The organism is Tenuifilum sp. 4138str (assembly GCF_041102575.1).
Classification (GTDB): Bacteria; Bacteroidota; Bacteroidia; order Bacteroidales; family Tenuifilaceae; genus Tenuifilum; species Tenuifilum osseticum.
Genome location: NZ_JBGCUE010000008.1, coordinates 19,276 through 40,847, shown reverse-complemented (window position 1 = coordinate 40,847; position 21,572 = coordinate 19,276). Strand labels below are relative to the sequence as shown.

Below are 21,572 nucleotides of genomic sequence, written 5' to 3'. Positions count from 1 at the left end.
GCTAATCCATCAAACTTTCGAAATCAATTTCGGTCATTTGCTCGGTCTCAACAACCTTACCCTTTTCACACTTAATGGTGCGGGCTGGAAATTTCTTTATGATTTGATTGTTGTGTGTTGCCATTATTATGGAGATTCCTGAAGCTGAGAGGTTATGGAGTATTTGCATAATTCCCTCCGAGGTCTCCATGTCAAGGTTACCGGTTGGCTCATCGGCAAGTATAAGTTCAGGATTATTCAATAGTGCCCTTGCAATAACAACACGCTGTTGCTCACCACCCGATAGCTGATGGGGCATCTTATAATCCTTAAACTTTAGCTCTACCATATCCAGAACCTCAGCAATACGCTGCTTTATTGCTGACTTGTCTTTCCAACCAGTTGCTTTTAGCACAAAAAGCAGGTTATCGTATACACTTCTGTCAGTAAGCAGCTGAAAATCCTGAAATACTACACCAATTTTTCGGCGTAACTTAGGAATATGCTTGCGTTTAAGCTTCTTCAAGTTGAAACCACACACAAGCCCATCGCCCTCTTTGAGAGGTATTTCGGCAGTAATGGTTTTAATTAGACTTGTTTTTCCGCTACCAACTCTACCCACCAAGTAAACAAACTCACCCTTACCTAGCGAAAAGTTAACATCGGACAGAACAAGATTATCCTCCTGAAATATGTTGGCTGAACGAATATCAACTGTAAAATTATCCATATAATGCCGAAATGTTTCAAAACGCTAAGGTAAGAAAAAAAATAGAATCTACTTTGCCAACAAATCGGCAATGGCATTTTCAAGGACAGGGAGGTTCCAGCTAAAGCCTAACTGGGTTAAACGTTCTGGGTAAACAGGCTGGTTTGCCAAAAGCACCTCGTTAGCCATATTTCCCGGCAAAAGGTGTAGGATAAAAGATGGTATGCGGAATAGGATTGGACGGCGGTAGTAATGGGCAACCTGGGAAGCTATATCGGCATTGGAATTGGTAGTGGGTGCGGTAAGATTAAATGCTCCCGAGGCAGCCGAATTATCGATAAGAAACTTTATTGCCCTAACATGGTCGGCTATATGAATCCACGGGACAATATTTTTACCATCGCCCAGTATTGCGCCTGCAAAGTAACGGATTGGTTTCGCAATTTTAGGAAAATAACCACCATCGCTGGCCAGCACTATACCCGTGCGGAGTAAAATCACCCGGGTAACATTAGCGCAAGCCAAAGCCTCATTTTCCCAATCGCTTACAAGGGCAGGTAAAAAACCAGTACCTACTGCCGATTTTTCAGTTAAAACAGAACTACTATTACATGGATATACGCCAACAGCTGAAGCTTGGACAAACACTTTGGGTGGTTTACGGCATGATGTCATAGCCTGCGCTAGAGCCCTTGTTGGAAGTATTCGGCTATCAACAATCCTCTTTCTATTTCGTTTTGTCAAAAGCGTTGCAATATTGTAGCCCGAAAGGTTAACAACAACATCAACACCCTCAAGCAGGGCAGTTAATTCGCTATCGGGTTTACCGCTCCATTCTATAATATCAACATTGATACCAGATTTTTGAACCTTTTTGGGGTTACGGGTAAGCAATTTTACCCGATACCCTTCATTTAGGAGCATGGGAACCAGACTCCTTCCAATAAGACCAGTTCCCCCTGCAATTACTGCAACCTTGTTATCAATAACTTTCTCCATTATTTGGACAGTTCAATCCAGGCTCTTTCTACTATTTTTAACGCAGATGTAAAGGTAGCTATATCGGGAATAATTTCGCCATTAGCCCCCGATGGGTTGCTATGGCCAATGGGTTTGAAATAGAATAGGCTATCGCCCGTTTTTCTAGATACCAAAGCCTCATAGATGATTGCTGGTTGCCCCGATGTGGCATACTCCTCATCGCCCGGGAACCGGTTGTTGTGCCAGTAGTTGTTAAAGTCCCACGGTTTATTGACCTCCATATACACCTTAAATTCATCAATACCAGCAGGCAGCATGGTCTTTAAAGCAAATGAACCTGAAGGGGTTGCACCGCTAAACGCATCGACCCCCTGATTAACGCGAGGAGCGTTTGACGCGGTTAAATTTTTCCAGCGCGGCAATGCAGCTGGCTTATTTCGCTCACCCGGCAGCCATTTCCCTTTATCGTAAACGCCATAGCGGAAGATTCCTGTTGAAATGGATTGCGATGCGTAAAGTGTGCCTATAAAGTTCCCACTTAAATCTTCAACCCAAATGGCAATAATTGGATACTTGTATTCCTGTCCGCCAATTACTACAACTTGGGCTGGTACACCATTGCTGAATGGTGAGGTTGTCAGCTCTTGAGTAATTGTTTCGGTCAGTGACTGCTGGGTTGGTTTGCACTCCTGCAAAACCAACAAACTCAAAATCACGGAAACTATGATAGAATATCTTTTCATCGTTATCATTTTTTAGAATTCAACAATTACGCCAATGGTAGGTAATACGGTTCCCCCACCGGTTCCCTCAATCTTCTTTAGCAGGTATCGGGTAGCGTCGTTTGGGTCAACCACAGGATTACCGCTGGTATCGGAAACTGTAGTGTAAAGCGGGGGCCTATCGCCCTGGAAGTTGTAAACATTCTGAATATCGACATAGAAGTTCAGCATCCACGACTGAAAGTAGTAAGACTTATCGACACGGATGTCGAGCTGGTGGAACGACTGCAGTCGAAGACTATTGAAACGGGAGTAATCGAGCGATGGCTGACGCTGAACATTCCATACATTTATCAACGATGAGGTTGCTAAATCGTAAGGGGTGTACGGCGGGCCACCTACAAATCGCCACTTGAAGCCAAAATCCCATCCTTTTTTAAAGGAACGAGTGGCTGTAAGTGTAACCAAATGGCGATTATCCCAGGATGTTGGAATCCATTTACCTGAAGGTTTTAGGTTACTATTCATTAAGCTAGTTTCGCTTCTAACCAAGGTGTATGAGAAAAGAGTATTGAAACCCAAAAGCTTTTTATTTCGGTAAAGTAACTCAACCCCAAAGGTTCGCCCTTTCCCTGTGGACACTAAAGGCTCATCGCCAAAGGTTCCATAGTCGGCACTTTTGCTTGATATTGACACCGAGTCGTTTTTGGAAACCGGGTACTTATTGTAGAATTTCATGAAACCTTCAACAGTAATCTGACTTTGCTCATTGGGTTGCCATTCAAAACCAGCCATCAGATGGTCCGATTGGATATACGACAAACCATTTGTTTTATTCACTAAAGAGCCAGTGGCGTTGGCAAACCCCAAGGCTGTGTATGGAGGCAGTTGGTAGTATCTTCCAACATTTGCATTCAAAAATAAATTGGGTTTAAGCATATACGAGGCTGATAACCTAGGGCTAAGCTGCTTAAAGAGGTTATTCATCTCGGCTGAATAGCTACTTGCATCGGCCCGAACCCCTAACGAAACCGTTAACTTTGCGAAAAAGGTTCTGTTCACCTGGCCAAAAATATTCCACTTAAACAAATCCATGTTGGTTTCATAAGTATCGGGGGTAAAGGTTTCACCAATAAACTTTGCTCTATAAGTGGAGTTAAAATATCGGGCATACTCCAAACCCGCTCCAAAATTTATACTGTAATTTTTCAACCCTAAATCGCGCTCATAGCGTAACTTATTCTCGGCCTCCCACGATGTATAGTCGAGAACCTTGGGGAGGTTATCATCGTTATTCGTAAACTTGTACTGCCTGTTGTTTAGCATATTTCGGCTAACCACAAGGGTATGGTAGCCATTGCTAGCATAGTGCTTGTAAACTGTTCCCAGGGTATAATTCCATTGTGTATTTACAGGTAAATAACCAAGGATGTAACGTTGATACTCATCGGGGTTTTTCAAGCCCAGGTTCAGCTCAAACTCATCAATGGCACCGAGTCCAATTACGGTAATCTCATTTTTTGTATCGATACGGGTTTTAGTCTTGAACTGAAAGTCGTTATAGTTGGGCAAAAACGGAAGTCCCAAGGCGTTAAAAAGGAATTGCAGGTAAGAGCGGCGAGCTGAGAAAATCATGGTAGTATTATTGCTTAATGGCCCATCGAGGGTCAGCGCTAAATCCGATGCTCCTACTGCTCCCTTAACCTTTAGCCGCTCACTGTTTCCATCAACCTGACGGAAATCGAGTACTGAACTAAGCGCGTTGCCCTTTGAGGCGGGGAAAGCGCCAGAATAGAAGTTTACCTCACGCACAAAATCAACATTAATGATTCCTACTGGGCCTCCGGAAGCCCCCTGTGTGGCAAAGTGATTCAGGTTTGGGATTTCAACACCATCGAGGTAGAACCTGTTCTCATTTGGCCCTCCACCCCTAACAATAACATCGTTACGGTAAGCAAGCGAGGGAGCAACGCCAGGCAACGACTGAATAACGCGGCTAATGTCGCGGTTTCCTCCCGGATTACGCTCAATCTCATCGATACCGATACGGCGTAAAGAAAGCGGGGCTTCCTCGCTTCGCCTAAAAGGCGATGCCTTTACCACCACACTCTCAATCTCATAGGGCATTTCCTCCAGTGGAATATCGATAAAAATATTTTTTGAGCGGGTTACCATTACTGCTTCGGAAATGTAGGGTTTAAAACCAATGGCAGTAACCTGTAGCTCAACCCACCCAGGTTCCAGACCGGCAATAACAAAATTGCCATCAAAGTCAGAGGTGGTGCCAATAATTTTTCCATATACAATTACTGTGGCAAATGGAATTGGTTCGTTGGTTTTACTATCAAATACTCTCCCCTTTATCATACCCTTATCCTGGGCATTGAGTGGGTTTAATAGTATAATCGATATAAAAAGCAATAATGTTTTACGTAACATAGCATAAAGAATTTTGCATAAGAAACGCATCGCAGCATGTTTTGTTTAACATTTGCGATATTGCCTTATATAAAAATAGCTAAATTTTCAATTCCCCTAAACAAACCTACCTGCTTTTTTCAATGTCTTTAATAAGCAGGTAGTTCATACATGCGGTAAGCGCCTTAGCCCTCAACATAAGTGAGTCGAGATGTTTATCGGGTGAATAGTTGCTTGGCTCAAGCTTACGATGCTCCCTATCGCTCCACCGATAAAACAAAGGGGTTGAACTAAAATCGACCAGACCAATGCTATCGGCAGCAATGCTGTAGCAGTAAAGTCCAAAATCGTTTGCACAATAGGTGTTACATAGGTTGTTTCCAAAGTTTGGATATCGCGCACTTGAAAGCGAAAGGTTGTAAAGGGTAGGAAAAATGTCCTTATGCGATGCAAAACGCCTGGTATTGATTGGATTTTTAGGACGATATTTAGGTGGAATATAGATGAGTAATGGAACTGAGTACTGCATAAACAAATCGGCCTGCGGATACTCAAAGTTCTGTCGGATATTGTGGTCGCCGGTGGCTACAATTATAGTTTTTTCGCCAAGGGGGGAAGCAATAATACGTTTGATAAAATTGCCCAAACAGCTATTGGCGTAATGGTATGCCCTAAGCCCTTTCAACACTATTGCCCCGTCGAACTTCATGCGTTTGCGCGCCCAATCTGGAATTGAAATGGGGTAACCCTGGTAGTTGTCAGGAATGTCGTATGGAGTATGGTGCGAAATGGTCATACCGAATATCAGGTAAGGTTTGCCATTAGAATTTGCAAGCACATCGAAAGCCCTTTGGAAAAGCACCTCATCGTGCATGCCCCACTCCCCTTCCTTGCCCTCGGGGTATAACTTCCTGAGGGTTGGTTCTGCTTCAATGCTATTAAAATACTGACGTGGTATAAACTTATCCATATTCCTCCAACCCATTTTACCTCCGGTTAAAAATATATTTGTATATCCCTTTTCATAAAAAGGCTTTGCTGCCGAAGCATCAAATGAAAAGTTCTGATAAGGTGACTGAGATAGTGGACTTTTGGGAGTGTTTACAAGTATACTTTCTAAGGAGTAGATTGTTCCTGAGTACGATGGTAAAAAGTTACGGAACAGGTAGCAGCTATCCAAAACATCGGCAAGGGAACCCAACATGTTGCAGCTATCGGAATGCATATCGATATAAAAGTTACTCATGCTTTCCATTAGGATAAAAACCACATGCGGCGGATTATTTTCAAGAAAATGGTTTTGAGGAGTGGTGGTGTAAAAGGTTTCAGCTGATACACTATCGACCTTTAAACCATAAAAAACACCTGCTGCATCCTCTATTGATTTGAATTTTAAGGACTTGAGCATTTTAGGTATATTGATGTCAATCCGGCTCCTTTGCCTATCAGTCCACGCAATTTTTGTGCTGAAAAGACCGTTAACAGGCAACGTATTTACAAAAATATTTTTAGATATGATTGTATGCTGCTCATCAATCGAAGTAACGCCTATGTTGCCAAGCATTCCCAAAAAGTATAAGCCCGAAATTGCAACCACAATTAATACTCGCAGCCAAATAGGCCTTAACCTCTTGCAGAAGTTGCAACTTATGGGCTTATAAAGATGCACGAACAGCTTACTAAAAGTCCAAATCAACACTATAAACAACGCCAGAATCGGGATTACGGGATATTCTTTCCAAATGGAAACTAGCACAGCCCAGGTATCATCCTCAAAAAAACCAAAAATTATTACGCTAATCTTTGTATGGTAGAACTTATAAAAGTAAAAGTTGATTACCTCAAACATCACCACCAAAATCATAAGTGCAGTAGAGTAATACCTGAAAAACTTTGTAAAGTTCCCCACCCTATCGCTAAAAATCAATCTAACAAAAGCCAGTAATAAACATGGTAACAGGGCAATAGTCAGCACTTTTAGGTCGAACTTTAAGCCCACGGTGAAAGCCTTTGCAATATCGCCCGACAATCCACTAAGGTCGTTCCAATTAGCAAACGAAAACAGAAATATTAACCTCGAAATAAAAAGGATTAGTACTCCAACCGCTAAGTTTTTTACTATCCAAAGAATAGCCTCAACAAAGCTATCGAAACCCGTTTTATCTGTCATACTAAACTAGCCTGTTATTTTCAAAAGCGCTATCAACTATTGTCTTTACGTTGGGTAAACCTTTAATGGAATTGCTAAAAAGGGCAAGGTATTCAATATTATAGCCCTTACCCTTGAGGGGTGCAAAGGTAATACTATTCAGGTAGATGTTATGCTGAGCAAAGCACTTTGCCACGTTCTCAATTACAACCTCGTGAACCTTTTTATCCTTTACCACCCCATTTTTACCAATATTTTCCTTTCCCGCTTCAAACTGTGGCTTAATGAGCAAAACCATAAACCCATCGGGTTTAAGGAATTTCACTAACGATTGAGCTACCTGCGTAAGCGAAATGAACGAAAGGTCGGCGGTAATTACATCAACCCTAGTACCCAATGCCGAGATATCCAAGGTTCGAATGTCAGTTTTTTCCAAGGAGCAGACCCGTGAATTGTTAATCAATTCTGGGTCTAACTGGTTGGTTCCCACATCAACAGCCCAAACAAACCTTGCACCATGCTTTAGGGCGCAATAGGTAAAGCCACCGGTTGAAGCCCCCACATCGAGCACCAGTTTGTCTTGGAAGTTGAGCCCAAAATCGTCTATTGCCTTTTGAAGCTTAAGTTCCCCGCGGCTAAAAAAATCGTTGGGGTTAATGGAGAGCTGAATAGAGTCGGTTTCGGCTACCGCAAACGATGGTTTAGTAACCTTTTTCCCGTTCACCAGAACCTCGCCTGCGGTAATATGCGCTTTTGCGCGCTCGCGCGAGCGGCATAATCCTTTCTTCACCAAATATATGTCAAGCCTTACCATTCCCTGCCCTTGTCTTTTTTATTCGCCGAACCATAGCTTTAACCCCCTGAGTTGAATCGATTTGAATAAGCCTTAGGGTATTAGGCAACTCCTCGGCAATCCAGGTATATTGATTTGATAGAATCCACATAATTTCAAGGCAATGAACCCTAACTGCTACGGGAACATCGGTGCTAAGCAACCAGCCATAGCAAGCCTCTATCAATCCCTCAACCTTGCTATTGCGCGCTTCAATCCATTCAGTAAGTTTATTTTGATTACTTTCCAACCATGTTTTGAACAGCTTGCAGAAATGGCGACGAACTGAGTTGTTTTGCAAACTGGGAATAACAGCCAGTAACCTATCGGCATGGACATCTAAAAGCGAGGTATTATCCAATAAGCAGTTCTCCAGAACCCAAGCTGCATGGAAAGCCAACTGGCTATTTTTGGACAAGCTTAGTTCAAAAAGCGTATCAGTTCCATTGGGTATGGCAGAAAAAAAAGATGCCAGCTGTTGCACTTCGCTTTTACGAAGTGAGTATTTTAGCCGTTCCGTTAGGTTATCGATTTCCATCAGCAAAAATTGCGAAACCACAAATTTAGTGTATGGCCAACAATTACGATATACTCGAACAGCTTTTTGATAAGGCAAAGAGCATAAACCCCTTTAGCGATGGGCATTTTACCTTTGGTGAAAAGTATGTGGCAGTTCAGAACGGACTGGGACAAATAGGTGTATGCGCCACATTAGGTAAAAAGGTAGACCACACAAACCTTGAAAATTTTGACCTTGGCAAAGCTGAATGCCGGGTTGCTGCTAACGCATTTGCCAACGCAACCCTAAACTACCTTGTAGAACCCGACGGGGTTGGTGATATTTTTGACACGGTTGATTTTAGCAGCCATACCAACCTGGTGATGATAGGCTACTTTGGCTCACTGGTTCAGAAGCTGCAAACCAAGGGTATCAAACCCCTGGTTTTCGACATCGACCAGCACGAAGCGCCAGTGCTACCGATGGATAAACAGCACGAATACCTCACGGTTGCCGACTGTGTTATTCTCACCTCAACCAGCCTAAGCAATGGAACATTCAACGGGATTGTAAAAACCGTAAACCCGCAATGCTCCATATACATGCTTGGCCCCTCCACCCCGCTGGACGACCTGATGTTTACCATTCCACAGGTGAAGGGACTATTTGGCTCAATTTTCCCGATCCATAGCTCCGAAACCCTCAACCTTATAGCCCAGGGTTACGGTACCAAGGGCTTTATGCACACCATGCGGAAGGTTTACAGGATAAGAAAATAGCTATTACGAAAAAACGCTTAGCTACATAAAGAAGCTAAGCGTTTAAGTTAATACTTGATATTTACCTATTATTGCAAAATCACCATCTCGTTAATCAAATTCTTAGCACCGGCATACTTATCGATAACAAAAAGCGCGTAGCGTATATCGAGCGATATGTTACGGCAGTAGTTGGGGTCAAACATTACGTCGCTCATGGTGCTTTCCCAGCAGCGGTCAAAGTTTACACCTATAAGATTGCCTTCGGCATCGAGCACGGGACTACCGGAATTACCGCCAGTTGTATGGTTTGAGGCGATGAATGCAACCGGAACAGTTCCATTAACAGCATAGGGGCCAAAATCCTTTGTCTGGTAAAGCTCTATCAACCGTTTTGGCGGAACGTAATCGGGAACGTCGCGCTGCTGCGATTTTTCGTAAATCCCATCGATAGTGGTATAGTAGTCGTAAACCACACCATCGCGCGGGGCAAAACCGCCCACCTTGCCGTATGCAATGCGGAGGGTAGAGTTGGCATCGGGAAAGAATCGCTTATCGGGTTGCATACGCATTAACCCTTCCACGTAGGTTCTGTAAAGGATATCCAGACTATCGGTAATTTCAAAGTAGCGTTTTTGCACATTCTTACGGTAAAGGTCTTCGAACTCAAAGTAGATGCTAAAGATTGGGTCGTTCAGGAACTCACGGGCATTGGTGCTATCAATGTCATTCAAAAGGGTTAAAACCCTTACGCTATCGGCAAAAGCGGTTTGTGAATAGATTTGCTTAGCTAACTCCCGCCAATTACCCGACTGCTGGATGAACTTACCTAAAAATTCAGGTTGAAGCTGTTGGGGAATACGCTCGTAGTAGGCTTGCATCATAGCAGCAAAAACCTCCCTGTCAACACTGAGTTCAAAGTCCTTGAAGAAATCGCGAACATACTCCACTAGCTTATTACGCTGTTCAGCCAATTTCCCCTTATCAACACCGGGGTCAAGAGCCATGCTCAACAATCGCTCAAAACGCGATGCAAAGCTGAGCATTTCAACCCCATAAACCGCCTCGTTGCGGTAATCCACAACCAGCGACAGAGGAGCTAACTCAGCGTAAAGCCTATCGAAGGTAGGAAGTAACCAACCGTAACGCTCCTTAAGCTCAGGGTTTGTAGCCGCCCACGCAGCAAACATACTCTCCTGCTCCTGCTTTTTGGAAACAGCATCCAACCTGCGCAAACCCATTGTTTCACCAATCCACTTTTTCCAGGCATTGGCCACTCGGGCATGCTTAGCCGCATACTTAATGGCAATAGTATCGTTTGACTCGGTAAACTTATTGAAAATTGAAAGGCGGATATCGCGCAGATTTATTTTATGCGGGTTGCTTTGGTCAATAAGCAACCTAACGGCATGGGAGGTTATAAACTGCTGAGTGCGGCCGGGAAAGCCATAGACAAGGGTAAAATCGCCTTCGTTAACACCTTTCATCGATATTTTGAAGAATTTTTTGGGTTTGTAGGGAACATTGCTTGGTGAGTATGGTGCTGGATTATTGTTCTTATCGGCGTAGATACGGAATAGCGAGAAATCGCCAGTATGGCGAGGCCAAACCCAGTTGTCGGTATCGCCACCAAACTTACCTATTGACTCTGGGGGTGTACCCACCAGGCGCACATCTTCAAACACCTGGTAAACAAACATGTAATACTGATTGCCATAGTAAAAAGGACGAATGCTAGCTTCGTAACCAATGCCTTCCTTTTCAGCTTTTGCAATTAGGCTATCGGCCACCTGCTGAATGCTCTTTGCCCTTTCCTGCTCGGTCATAGATGGGGCTATGTTTTTCAGGACTAAATTGGTTACATCGTCCATGCGCACAAGGAACCTCACCTTGAGACCCGGATTGGGCAATTCTTCGGCTTTACTGCTAGCCCAAAAGCCGTTGGCTAAAAGGTTGTTCTCAACCGTTGAGTGCGATTGTATTTCAGGGTATCCGCAATGATGGTTTGTAATCAGAAGGCCCTCAGCCGAGATAAGTTCACCGGTGCAGCCCCCGCCAAAATGAACTATGGCATCCTTAAGGCTTGCCTTATTTACGCTATAAATATCCTCGGCAGTAAGCTTAAAGCCCATTCGTTGCATCTCGGCAATATTTTTACCAATAAGCATTGGTATCCACATGCCCTCATCGGCCATTCCCCTGAAAGTAAGGGACACAGCAAGCAGTATTAACAAAAATGATTTTCTCATAGCTATTCGGATTTTTCTACTTTGACAGTGAATTGATAAAAGAGATTAATTGCGAGTGCAGCGTATGAATGGGTAACCCCATTACGTTAAAGTATGAACCATCGATGCGTTCAACCCCCACGTATCCAATCCACTCCTGCACCCCGTAAGCTCCAGCCTTATCGTACGGTTTATACCTGCTGATGTAGTAATCTATCTCCTCCATACTTAAGCGTTTGAAATGAACCTCGGTTGCAACATCGAAAACCCTTTCGGAATTTTTGGATTTAAGGCACACGCCGGTAATAACCGTATGCGACTTATTGGACAAAGCGCTTAGTATTCGGCGGGCATCGGCTTCATCCTTTGGCTTGCCAAGGATTTGGTTGCAGCAAATAACAATTGTATCGCAGGTGATAAGGATTGTGCTATCATCGAGCCTATCGGCTAAGTGTGTAGCCTTTTGCTTTGCGAGGTAAACCGGCACATCGGCCAAAGGAAGGTTGGCAAGGAATGGCTCCTCATCGTCGTGATTTGTATCCCATATCTCAAATTCCACATCAAGCCCTTTAAGCAGCTCACGCCTCCTAGGCGATTTAGATGCCAGAACTAGTCGTTTCCCCTGGAGCAATTCATGTAGCAACATCAACAAAAAACTTTACAGGTTTACTATAAAACGGAAAATGAGTGTGTAAATCAGCCCTAAAAGCATGATAATCTTGCATAGCGAACTTGCCTTATGGTAATCCTTCTTGGACGATGCAAGCAATACGCTAAAAATCAAAATAAAAATGGGGATTACTATGAATATCACCAGGTAAACTAACGAAACATAATCGAAAGGCTTAACCGAAAGCTTAAAAAGATATGCCGAAAAGGCAACTAACAGGGCAATCAGGGTTAACGACAACACTGTAGCAATAATCAATTTTGAAGTTTTGACCCCAAAGTGAACGGGTATTGTGTTTCGCCCAAGCGATGTATCGCCTTCAAAATCTTCAATATCCTTAATAATTTCCCGTGCAAGAGTAAGCATAAAGGCAAAAAAGGCATACCCCCCTACCCAGTAAACAATCACCTTCATGTTAAGCTGGTAAATGAAAATGACATCGCTGAAGGTTCCAAGCAAGGGGAACTCAAAAATCAGGGGGATGAGCGGAACCATTGCAGTTAAAAACGCAACCACCAGGTTACCCACAAATAGCTGACGCTTATAGGTAGTTGAGTAAAACCAAAGCACACCGGCAGTAAGGAAGAATAGTAACGAAAACACTGGTCTTCCCACACGAAACGAAACTACCGTGCCCAGAAAAATCCCGAGAATGGAAAGCACTAAATGGAAAGCAATTGCTCCCCGACGGGTTACCTGTTTTCCAACAACCACCGTTTCGGGACGATTAATCAGATCGGCTTTAGTATCAAAGTAATCGTTTATAACGTATCCGCCGGCTGCAACCAGCATGGTTGCAAGAACTAAGGCTACAAAATACCAAATGGGCATCTGTAATTCTAATCCATAACCTGAAAGTATGGTTTGTATAAGCATATACCTAACCAGCACCATTGTTGCTGCAATAATCAGCAAGTTCTTGAACCGGACTAATCGAAAGTATTTAAGCATAGCACAAATGTTTTTTACTGTAACCCGTTTGCGGATGGGCCCCATTTCCCATTGACCCTTAACACCTGCTCAATTACATCGCGCACACAGCCCTTGCCTCCTGCAAAACTCGAAATGTAGGCTGAAATTTGCTGTATTTCAGGTGCTGCATCCCTTGGGCAGGTTGGGATTCCTACTCGTTGCAGAACCTCAAAATCGGGTAAATCGTCGCCCATGTAAAGTATATCGGAGAGTTCAAGCCCATACTTAAACCGAAAATCCTCAAGAGCCTCAATTTTATCGGTAGTACCAAGGTAGATATCGGTTACACCTAATCCCTGAAAGCGTTGGCGAACCGCCTCGGACTTGCCTCCGGAAATGATAGCCACCGGAAAACCACGTTCTATAGCAACGTGAACAGCATAGCCATCGCGCGTGTTCGAGGTTCTAAGTAGTTCACCCGATGGGTGAATGATAATTGTACCATCGGTAAACACCCCATCAACATCAAAGGCAAATGCCTTGACATGACTAAGTAATTCCTTAAAATTCTTTTTACCCACCATAAAGAAAGATTATGCCTATGTACGGTTTTTTAACCCTTTGTCACTTCCTGACAATTTTTGAATGCTCAAAGATAGCTCTTTGTACAAATCGGCCAAGCCAAATACTTTCAACATCTGAGCATGGCGCTCCATGGTTTGAATATCGTTACGTACAGCGGGACCGGTTTGGTAAAGTGCCGGATTCCCCTCAAAAGCCTTGCGAATGGTTTCCTCCACAAGAGGTTTAACAACCTCAAAACTAATATGATGCTCCGTGGTTAATTGGTATGCCAAAGCCAACATGTGGTTTGTAAAATTACATGCAAAAACACCTGAAAGGTGTAACCACCTTCGCTGCTCTGAACTCATGGGAACTATAGTTCCCGACAATTTTGAGGCAAACTGCTCCAGGGAAGCGTAGCATTCATCGTTACTTGCCTCAAGGCAAATAGGAATGTTACTAAAGGGAACTATCTTACTCCGCGAAAAGGTTTGAAAAGGGTAAAAAACGCCAAAGCCCTTAGCCCTCAACCCTTCAAAAACCGACATGGGAGTACTTCCACTAGTATGAACAACACAACCCTTTAGCTCAGGCAAAACTGAAACAATACTGGCAATAACATCATCGGGAAGAGCAACAATATAGATACTCGCACTGGTTCTCAAACTTTCAAGTTTGCAAATTGGCTCAGCCCCAACAAGGTTTGCCAATTTACTTGCACTCTCCACGGTTCTGGAGTAAACCTGTAGGATAGGAAACCCTGCATTGCTTAACGCAACAGCCAACGAGGTTGCCAAATTGCCCGCACCAAGCAGTACCACATCGTGTATCATGGCGTAGATGTAATTTGAGGTATAAAGGTAAGAAAGAAAAATGAAAAGAAGTCCGTGAAACGTGAAAAGAAGAATTGAGAATATGAGGGAGTTAGAGGAAGTTAGAGGAAAAGTGAATAGTGAAAAGTGAAAAGTGAAAAGTAAAACCAACGAAAATGAGTCGGAATGCTCGGAATGAGTCGGAATGAGTCGGAATAGACAGAATATGATGGAGTTAGAGGAAGTTAGAGGAAGTTTGAGTCCGTGAACCGTGAGCCGTGAGCCGTGAGCCGTTAAACGTTAATATGTGACTTTTAGCGGGAGTGAATCGGAATGAGTCGGAATACTCGGAATGATTCGGAATGATTGGGAATGGACACTCTTAAACCAACAACCAACAACTATCAACTAACAACTATCAACTATCAACTACCAACTATCAACTATCAACCAACAGCTGTCAACTACCAGCTAACCTTAAACTCCCAGCATGCTCTTTACCATAGTCACCAACCTTTCGCCATTTATTGGCTTAGTGATGTAGGCATCACAGCCTACCTCAATGGCCTTTTTCTCATCGTCAACCATGGCAAAGGCTGTTTCGGCAATAATTTTTGTGTGAGGATTTTTGGATTTTATCTGCTTTGTGACCTCTAACCCGTTCAGCTTGGGCATTTTTATATCCATAAGGATAAGGTCAACATCGGTGTTTTGCTCAAAAAGGGTAAGTGCTTCCTCACCATCGCGGGCAATAATGAAATCCGCTTCAATGTTTTTTAGGTAATTGGTAAGCAGTATTACCGAAATATTATCGTCGTCAGCTATCAGTATCTTAAACCTTCTGGAGTTTTCCATCCCCCTAATTTTACTCAGACGTTCATTCTAAAGCGCAAAGTTAAAACGCTTTAAATTAATACACAACTAATTGTTCTTAAACATAAAAAAACCGCAGCAAGGCTGCGGTTAAATAATTAATGGCATACTAGTAATTATCAGCTTTTCCCTCAAAGTATGCCTGAGGATGGTTACAAACAGGGCAATTCTTTAGAGCCTTTTTCCCTTTATGAACGTAACCGCATTTACGACAAACCCATTCAATTTCCTCCTCGCGCTCAAAAACAGTTCCGCTCTCAACCCGTTCAAGCAGTTTGCGGTAACGCTCCTCATGCTCTTTTTCAACCTTTGCAATCAATTTAAAAGCCGTTGCGATCTTTGGAAAACCCTCTTCCTCGGCTATCTTAGCAAATTCAGGGTATAGGCTTGTCCACTCTTCGTTTTCACCCATGGCGGCAGCCCTTAAGTTCTCGGCAGTAGTGCCAATAACTCCTGCAGGATAACTTGCAGTTATTTCAACCATGCCACCCTCAAGGAATTTGAAAAACTGTTTGGCATGTTGCTCTTCCTGCATGGCGGTTATCATGAACAACTCGGCTATTTGTTCATAGCCTTCCTCCTTGGCAACCTTTGAGAAAAAGGTGTACCGGTTCTTTGCTTGCGATTCACCGGCAAAAGCCTTTAGTAGGTTCTGTTCGGTTTTTGTTCCCTTTATGCTCTTTTCCATTGCTATTACTGGTTTATGTTTATAGTTTTGCTAAAATACGCAAAAAACACCAATAAACCATTGTTTAGAATAATTCTAAAGTTACCTTTGCAGTGTTAATTCGCTAACAGCCGAGATGGTGAAAAGTACTAGAAGACTGCTTATATCGATACTCCTGGTAATAATTGCGCTGGGGAATATTCTTATTTACAGCAGCTACAGCCACGTTCACCGAATTAACGGACAATGGGTAGTCCACTCACACCCATACGATACACAATCCGATAAGCAGCCCGTTAAAAACCATAAGCATACCTTATCGGAAATTGTATTGCTTGCCCAGGCAAAACAATTCGAGGAAAGCTCACAAAACCAGGTTTATAATCCCGAAATTGCTGTTACCCGAATACATCTAAAAACAGCAGTACACCACCTTCAAGTAGCATTACAGCTTAAACCTAATAGGGCACCCCCATTTGTATAAATAACCACAATGTAAAACCAGCAGTAAACCTGAAACCATTCGGGTTCCTATACTGATGCTTGCAATGCATCGGCTTGCATGGTTATAGAAATCAAATCAGCATTAACTTCGTTAATTTTTTTTCAGCATGAAAAAGTATTTACCAATACTATTGGTATTCATATACATCAATCATATCGCACTAAGGGCAAATGAACTATCGGAAGTTTGCAAGTTAAACGGAACAGTTATGAGCAATGGTAAAGCCCTACCCTTTGCAAATGTCATTGTTAAAGGCACTACAATAGGGACTGTAACCGACGAAGCGGGCAGCTTTGCACTTTGCGACCTGAAAAAGGGAACTTATACCATTACGGTTAGCGCAGTGGGATTTAAAACTGCCGAAATCAAGGTTGATATAGATGAAACCGACAGGAAAACCGTGGAAATTGAATTGCAGGAGGACCTCTTACACCTTGATGAGGTTGTGGTTTCGGCCGATAGGGGTATGCTTAAGCGTACCCAAGCCCCAGTAATGGTAAACACCATTGCACCTGCACTTTTCGCTTCAACACAATCGGTTGTGGTTGGTGAAGCCCTAAACTTTATGCCAGGCCTAAGGCTTGAGAACGATTGCCAGAACTGCGGATTCAACCAGGTTCGCATAAATGGCATGGAGGGCCCCTACAGCCAAATACTCATCAATAGTCGGCCAATTTTTAGCGGGCTGGCAGGCGTTTACGGGCTGGAACTGCTCCCTGCAAACATGATTGACCGTGTTGAGGTTGTGCGTGGTGGTGGATCGGTGCTTTATGGTAGCAATGCTATAGCCGGAACAATAAACATCATTTTAAAAGATGCCAGCATAAACTCCTATGAGGTTGGGGCATCGGGTTCGCTGATTGGAACTGGGATGGCACGTTCAAATGGGCCTATCAGCGACTATACCGTTAACTTTAACAACACATTTGTTGCTACAAACAACCGTACAGGCATAACCATTTACGGGTTTACTCGCGACAGGAACATGTTCGATGCCAATGGCGATGGTTACTCGGAACTTGCACCCATGAGCAACGTAAGCCTTGGCACCCGATTCTGGCAACGCGTTGGCGAGAGAGGTAAAATTAGCGCCGACATTTTCACTATTCGGGAGAAACGCGATGGTGGAAACAAACAGGATTACCCGTTGCACGAACGCGATGTAGCCGAAGCTGTTAAGCACGACATGCGTGCAGGTTCGCTTATCTTTGAGCGTTACTTCAGGCAATTCGACTTACTCTCGATCTTTGCCTCAGCACAGTACCTGAACCGCGACTCATACTATGGGGCAAATCAGTCGCTGAGCAGTTACGGCAACTCATTCGATTTTACCTATAACACCGGGGCACAGTACAAGGCCATTATTGGGCTATCGACCCTGACCGCTGGACTTGAACTTACCGGCAGCAACCTTAACGACACCAAGCTGGCTTACCGCGATTTAACCAGTCCCACTTTTGATATTGATCCAATAACGGGCGATACGTTAGGAGTAAGTTTCCCCCAGGTTAAAAACACAACCGTTTCGGACCAATCACTTTTGACATCGGGAATTTTTGCCCAGCACGACATGGGCATTGGGAAATGGAAAACTTCGGTTGGCTTGAGGGCTGAACAGTACCGTATTGAAGATTTTGCCCATCCGGAAAATGGAATAAAAAAAGGATTGGTGCTTGTGCCACGGCTGAGCATAATGTACAATGCGCTTCCGTGGATACAGACAAGAGTATCGTACTCACAGGGCTACCGTGCTCCACAGATCTTTGATGAGGACTTGCATGTGGAAACCTCCGGTGCCCGTCAGGTATTCAACAGGAACGATCCAAACCTAAAGCAGGAAACCAGCCACAGCTTTATGCTCTCAGCTGACGCAAACCGGGAAATGGGGAACTTTTTTATCGGCTTTTTGGCTGAGATCTTTTATACACGCCTACAAAATCCATTCTATAACGAGATAGGTGCACCCGACGAAAACGGAACGGTAATTTACACCCGTCGCAATGCCACCGATGGTGCAGCGGTTAAGGGGATAAACCTTGAAACCAAAATCAAATCGTTTAAGGACTTTTCACTTACCGCGGGTTTTACCCTACAGGAATCGCTTTACGATACCCCCCAGGAGTTTAACACGCGTGAGTTCTTTCGTACTCCCAAGCAATATGGCTACCTAATGCTCGACTGGGACTTTGTAAAGGATTTATGTCTATCGGTATCGGGCACATATACAGGCCCAATGCTTGCCCCCTACTTTGGGCCAAATACCAATCCCGATGCAGGGGAACTCCGCTCAACACCTGACTTTTATGATGTAGGGGTAAAGCTAACCTATAACATCAAGCTCGAGGGTAAAACGCTTCAGCTATTCGGTGGGGTAAAGAATATTTTCAACTCCTACCAAAAGGATTTTGATGTTGGTATTGATAGGGATCCATCGTACATTTACGGCCCCACATCGCCACGAACAGTTTACTTTGGAATAAAGCTTGGCAACATGATTCGGTAAAGCAAAAACCCCTGCACTTGCAGGGGTTTGGTTTATTGCTTCTTTTTTCAGTATTTCGAAAATGCTCATTTTTATTTTTTTTCGGGCGCTTCGCGACAAATAATCAAATAGTACAAACGAGAGCGAAGTACACTCTCTCGTTTGTAAATAACCAAATAATCAATCCCTAACGCAACGGACATAGAACCCGTTCCTCTTATAGCTGTAGCCGCGGAACACATTCCCGTAGTCGTAGAACATGCACCGGTAACAGGCATTCGTCGCAATGGACTCGGTACTACTCCACCAGTAACCCTGGTAGCCCACACCGTAGAAGGAACCATAGTAGCTGTCGCGGTAGCCACCCGGAAGGGCCGAGAAGCCAAAGTCATCAGTACCATTGCCATCACTATACCACCCGCTTGTTGCCTTTAACTTGGTACCGCCATCGGTGCCTCGATAGCCAGTTGCGTTAGGGTTGTTAATGGTGGGATCAACATAGTTTTCCATGGCATACCACTCGGCATCACTAGGCACATGCCAACCAGTGGGGCAGAGTTTGCCCGTGCTTACGGCGTACCAGTTATACAGCGCACCGTAGGTGTTTCCATAGGTGGTTTGGTCGTTATTGTACCAGCAGTAGGCGGGGGTGCTTAGGGCAGCCCAGGCTGCTGCGTCGGTTACCAGGGGTATGCTGGTGCCGTCGTTGTACTTGGTGGTTTTAAGGTTCTCCTTCATCCACTGGCGGCCGCCAATCCAAATGGTGTTATAGGTGTTACCGTCAGCATCAGTTATGGTTCCTCCGGGGCCATCGGGCATTGGGGTTGTAAAAGAAACCTGATTCCCATACCGTGTCCCGTAACTATTAGTAGCATACGAGCGAACGTAGTAAACCGTGCCGGGCTGAAGGTTCGTTAGGTTGCTTGTGAAGCTACCCGTTCCGGTTCCATCTGCTGTCATGCCAAGGTTGCTGCTGGTGGTGGGGTTCTCGGAGGTGCTCCAAACCACGCCCCGAGCGGTAATTGGCGCACCGCCATCGGAGGTAATACTTCCACCGCTAACGGCAGATGTTGCTGCTATGCTGGTTACAGCATTAGTTGACAGGGTAATAGCTCCATCTTGTGTTGTAAATGATAGCTGGTTGCCGTATGCAGTACCCACGCTGTTGGTGGCGTACGCCCGAACGTAGTAAACCGTGACGGGTTGTAAATTCGTAAGGTTACTGGTAAATGTGCCTGTTCCGGTGCCGTTGGTTGTTACTCCAAGGTTGGTTTCAACGGTTGGGTCCTGGCTGGTGCTCCAAATTATACCCCGAGCGGTAATTGGCGCACCGCCATCGGAGGTAATACTTCCACCGCTAACCGCCGAGGTTGCAGTTATGCTGGTCACTTCAGTAGTAGTTAGGGTAATAACTCCATTTTGCGTTGTAAACGATAGCTGGTTGCCGTATGTAGTGCCCACGCTGTTGGTGGCATAGGCCCGAATGTAGTATACCGTTCCGGGTTGTAAATTCGTAAGGTTACTGGTAAATGTGCCTGTTCCGCTGCCGTTGGAGGTTACTCCAAGGTTGGTTTCAACGGTTGGGTTCTGGCTGGTGCTCCAAACCACACCCCTAGCGGTAATTGGTGCACCGCCATCGGAGGTAATACTTCCACCGCTAACCGCCGTGGTTGCGGTTATGCTGGTTATTGCATTAGTTGATAGGGTAATAGCTCCATCTTGCGTTGTAAACGATAGCTGGTTGCCGTATGCAGTACCCACGCTGTTGGTGGCGTACGCCCGAACGTAGTAAACCGTGCCGGGTTGAAGGTTGGTTAGGCTACTGGTGTAACTACCCGTGCCAGCACCGTCGGACGTTACGCCAAGGTTACTTGTGGTAGTGGGGTTTTCGGATGCACTCCAAACCACGCCCCGGGCGGTAATGTCAAAACCGCCATCGGAGGTGATATTGCCACCACTAGTGGCAGTGGTAGCGGTAATGCTGGTTACTGCGGCTGTGGTTAATACTGGTAAACCATCGTGTGTTGTAAAGGTTTGCTGGTTGCCGTAAACAGTGCCCACGCTGTTGGTGGCGTAGGCCCGAACGTAGTAAACCGTTCCGGGTTGGAGGTTTGTTAGGCTACTGGTAAATGTGCCTGTTCCGGTGCCATTGGAGGTTACTCCAAGGTTGGTTTCTACGGTTGGGTTCTGGCTGGTGCTCCACACCACACCCCGAGCGGTAATTGGTACGCCACCATCGGAGGTAATGCTTCCACCGCTTACCGCTGAGGTAGAGGTTATGCCTATTATCTCAGCTGTGGTTATAGTTGGCTGTCCATCAAGAGTTTTAACTGATACAGACTTGCCATAAACAACACCTTGTTGCGAATTGCAGTAGGCTCTGATGTAGTAACGTGTATTTACAGCAAGGCCATCTATTACACCTGTAAAATCCCCTACTTTAGGGATTCCCTTACTCAATTTACCATCGTTTACAGTAGGGTTATCGTGCGTGGCATAGCAAAACCCATGGTCGGTGTTACCCTCACCGCTAAGCTCAATAATTTTGGCGTTAACCGTTATGGAGGTTGCCAAAGGGGTTATCGTGCCGGTCTCCACCTTGGTCGCTGGCTTAATCTCAAACTCTTGGCAGGTCAAGAAAAGGCCTAGCGAGAGGACTATTGTTGTTAAATATGCTAATCTTTTCATACTTTTCATGCCAATAAAATAATAAATTGCTTTTACACTATTATCAACACAATAAAAATACGAGGCTTTATTCCATCTATTTATTTAAGATTCTTTTGGGTTACTCATAAAAATATCTTTGACT

18 protein-coding genes are annotated in these 21,572 nt (G+C 44.4%); 3 read left to right on the top strand and 15 right to left on the bottom strand.

The features are described 5' to 3' along the window. Nucleotide 1 precedes the first annotated feature (1 nt). From AB6811_RS08770 to AB6811_RS08740, 7 genes are all read right to left on the bottom strand, one after another. On the bottom strand, nt 2-709 hold the full coding sequence (locus tag AB6811_RS08770) for a cell division ATP-binding protein FtsE (protein ID WP_369490074.1): 708 nt from the start codon (nt 707-709) through the stop codon (nt 2-4). A gap of 48 nt (nt 710-757) precedes the next feature. Continuing rightward, on the bottom strand, nt 758-1,687 hold the full coding sequence (locus AB6811_RS08765) for a TIGR01777 family oxidoreductase (RefSeq protein ID WP_369490073.1): 930 nt from the start codon (nt 1,685-1,687) through the stop codon (nt 758-760). Further along, nucleotides 1,687-2,412 (bottom strand): T9SS type B sorting domain-containing protein, encoded by a 726-nt coding sequence (locus AB6811_RS08760; protein WP_369490072.1) that lies wholly within the window; start codon nt 2,410-2,412, stop codon nt 1,687-1,689. Before AB6811_RS08760 ends, AB6811_RS08765 begins: the two co-directional genes overlap by 1 nt. Before the next feature lie 12 nt (nt 2,413-2,424). Then, complete coding sequence (locus AB6811_RS08755; protein WP_369490071.1) at nt 2,425-4,830, bottom strand: TonB-dependent receptor; 2,406 nt, start codon at nt 4,828-4,830, stop codon at nt 2,425-2,427. A gap of 106 nt (nt 4,831-4,936) precedes the next feature. Then, nucleotides 4,937-6,979, bottom strand: coding sequence for an LTA synthase family protein (locus AB6811_RS08750; RefSeq protein WP_369490070.1), 2,043 nt, complete (start codon nt 6,977-6,979; stop codon nt 4,937-4,939). Nucleotide 6,980: 1 nt separating this feature from the next. Beyond that, entirely contained in the window at nt 6,981-7,772 is a 792-nt protein-coding gene (locus tag AB6811_RS08745; protein WP_369490069.1) for a TlyA family RNA methyltransferase, read from the bottom strand. Continuing rightward, nucleotides 7,759-8,328 (bottom strand): HEAT-like fold family protein, encoded by a 570-nt coding sequence (locus AB6811_RS08740; protein ID WP_369490068.1) that lies wholly within the window; start codon nt 8,326-8,328, stop codon nt 7,759-7,761. Before AB6811_RS08740 ends, AB6811_RS08745 begins: the two co-directional genes overlap by 14 nt. 32 nt (nt 8,329-8,360) lie before the next feature. Between AB6811_RS08740 and AB6811_RS08735 the strand changes: the two genes are divergently transcribed. After that, nucleotides 8,361-9,068 (top strand): Rossmann-like domain-containing protein, encoded by a 708-nt coding sequence (locus tag AB6811_RS08735; RefSeq protein ID WP_369490067.1) that lies wholly within the window; start codon nt 8,361-8,363, stop codon nt 9,066-9,068. A gap of 68 nt (nt 9,069-9,136) precedes the next feature. Here AB6811_RS08735 and AB6811_RS08730 read toward each other — a convergent pair whose 3' ends face one another. The 7 genes from AB6811_RS08730 to rbr all read right to left on the bottom strand — a co-directional run bounded on the left by AB6811_RS08730 (nt 9,137) and on the right by rbr (nt 15,794). Then, the gene (locus AB6811_RS08730) at nt 9,137-11,296 is read right to left on the bottom strand and encodes a S46 family peptidase (RefSeq protein ID WP_369490066.1); all 2,160 of its coding nucleotides are present in this window, start codon (nt 11,294-11,296) and stop codon (nt 9,137-9,139) included. 16 nt (nt 11,297-11,312) lie between these two features. Further along, the gene (locus tag AB6811_RS08725; RefSeq protein ID WP_369490065.1) at nt 11,313-11,921 is read right to left on the bottom strand and encodes a Maf family nucleotide pyrophosphatase; all 609 of its coding nucleotides are present in this window, start codon (nt 11,919-11,921) and stop codon (nt 11,313-11,315) included. 12 nt (nt 11,922-11,933) lie between these two features. Next, nucleotides 11,934-12,896, bottom strand: a complete 963-nt coding sequence (locus AB6811_RS08720; protein ID WP_369490064.1) for a geranylgeranylglycerol-phosphate geranylgeranyltransferase — start codon at nt 12,894-12,896, stop codon at nt 11,934-11,936. A 14-nt stretch (nt 12,897-12,910) separates the two neighbouring features. Beyond that, nucleotides 12,911-13,441, bottom strand: coding sequence for a KdsC family phosphatase (locus AB6811_RS08715; protein ID WP_369490063.1), 531 nt, complete (start codon nt 13,439-13,441; stop codon nt 12,911-12,913). A 15-nt stretch (nt 13,442-13,456) separates the two neighbouring features. Next, complete coding sequence (locus AB6811_RS08710) at nt 13,457-14,254, bottom strand: Rossmann-like and DUF2520 domain-containing protein (RefSeq protein WP_369490062.1); 798 nt, start codon at nt 14,252-14,254, stop codon at nt 13,457-13,459. Between the two features lie 456 nt (nt 14,255-14,710). Then, a complete protein-coding gene (locus tag AB6811_RS08705) occupies nt 14,711-15,088 on the bottom strand; it encodes a response regulator (protein WP_369490061.1) in 378 nt (125 codons plus the stop codon). Between the two features lie 127 nt (nt 15,089-15,215). After that, entirely contained in the window at nt 15,216-15,794 is a 579-nt protein-coding gene (gene rbr / locus AB6811_RS08700; protein ID WP_369490060.1) for a rubrerythrin, read from the bottom strand. A gap of 118 nt (nt 15,795-15,912) precedes the next feature. Between rbr and AB6811_RS08695 the strand changes: the two genes are divergently transcribed. Together AB6811_RS08695 and AB6811_RS08690 are read left to right on the top strand one after the other, a co-directional pair. Further along, entirely contained in the window at nt 15,913-16,257 is a 345-nt protein-coding gene (locus tag AB6811_RS08695; protein WP_369490059.1) for a DUF8478 family putative metalloprotein, read from the top strand. A gap of 127 nt (nt 16,258-16,384) precedes the next feature. Then, nucleotides 16,385-18,781, top strand: a complete 2,397-nt coding sequence (locus tag AB6811_RS08690) for a TonB-dependent receptor (RefSeq protein ID WP_369490058.1) — start codon at nt 16,385-16,387, stop codon at nt 18,779-18,781. A 159-nt stretch (nt 18,782-18,940) separates the two neighbouring features. On the opposite strand, the gene AB6811_RS08685 is transcribed toward AB6811_RS08690, so the two are convergent. Beyond that, nucleotides 18,941-21,448, bottom strand: coding sequence for an FISUMP domain-containing protein (locus AB6811_RS08685; RefSeq protein ID WP_369490057.1), 2,508 nt, complete (start codon nt 21,446-21,448; stop codon nt 18,941-18,943). Nucleotides 21,449-21,572 lie beyond the last annotated feature (124 nt).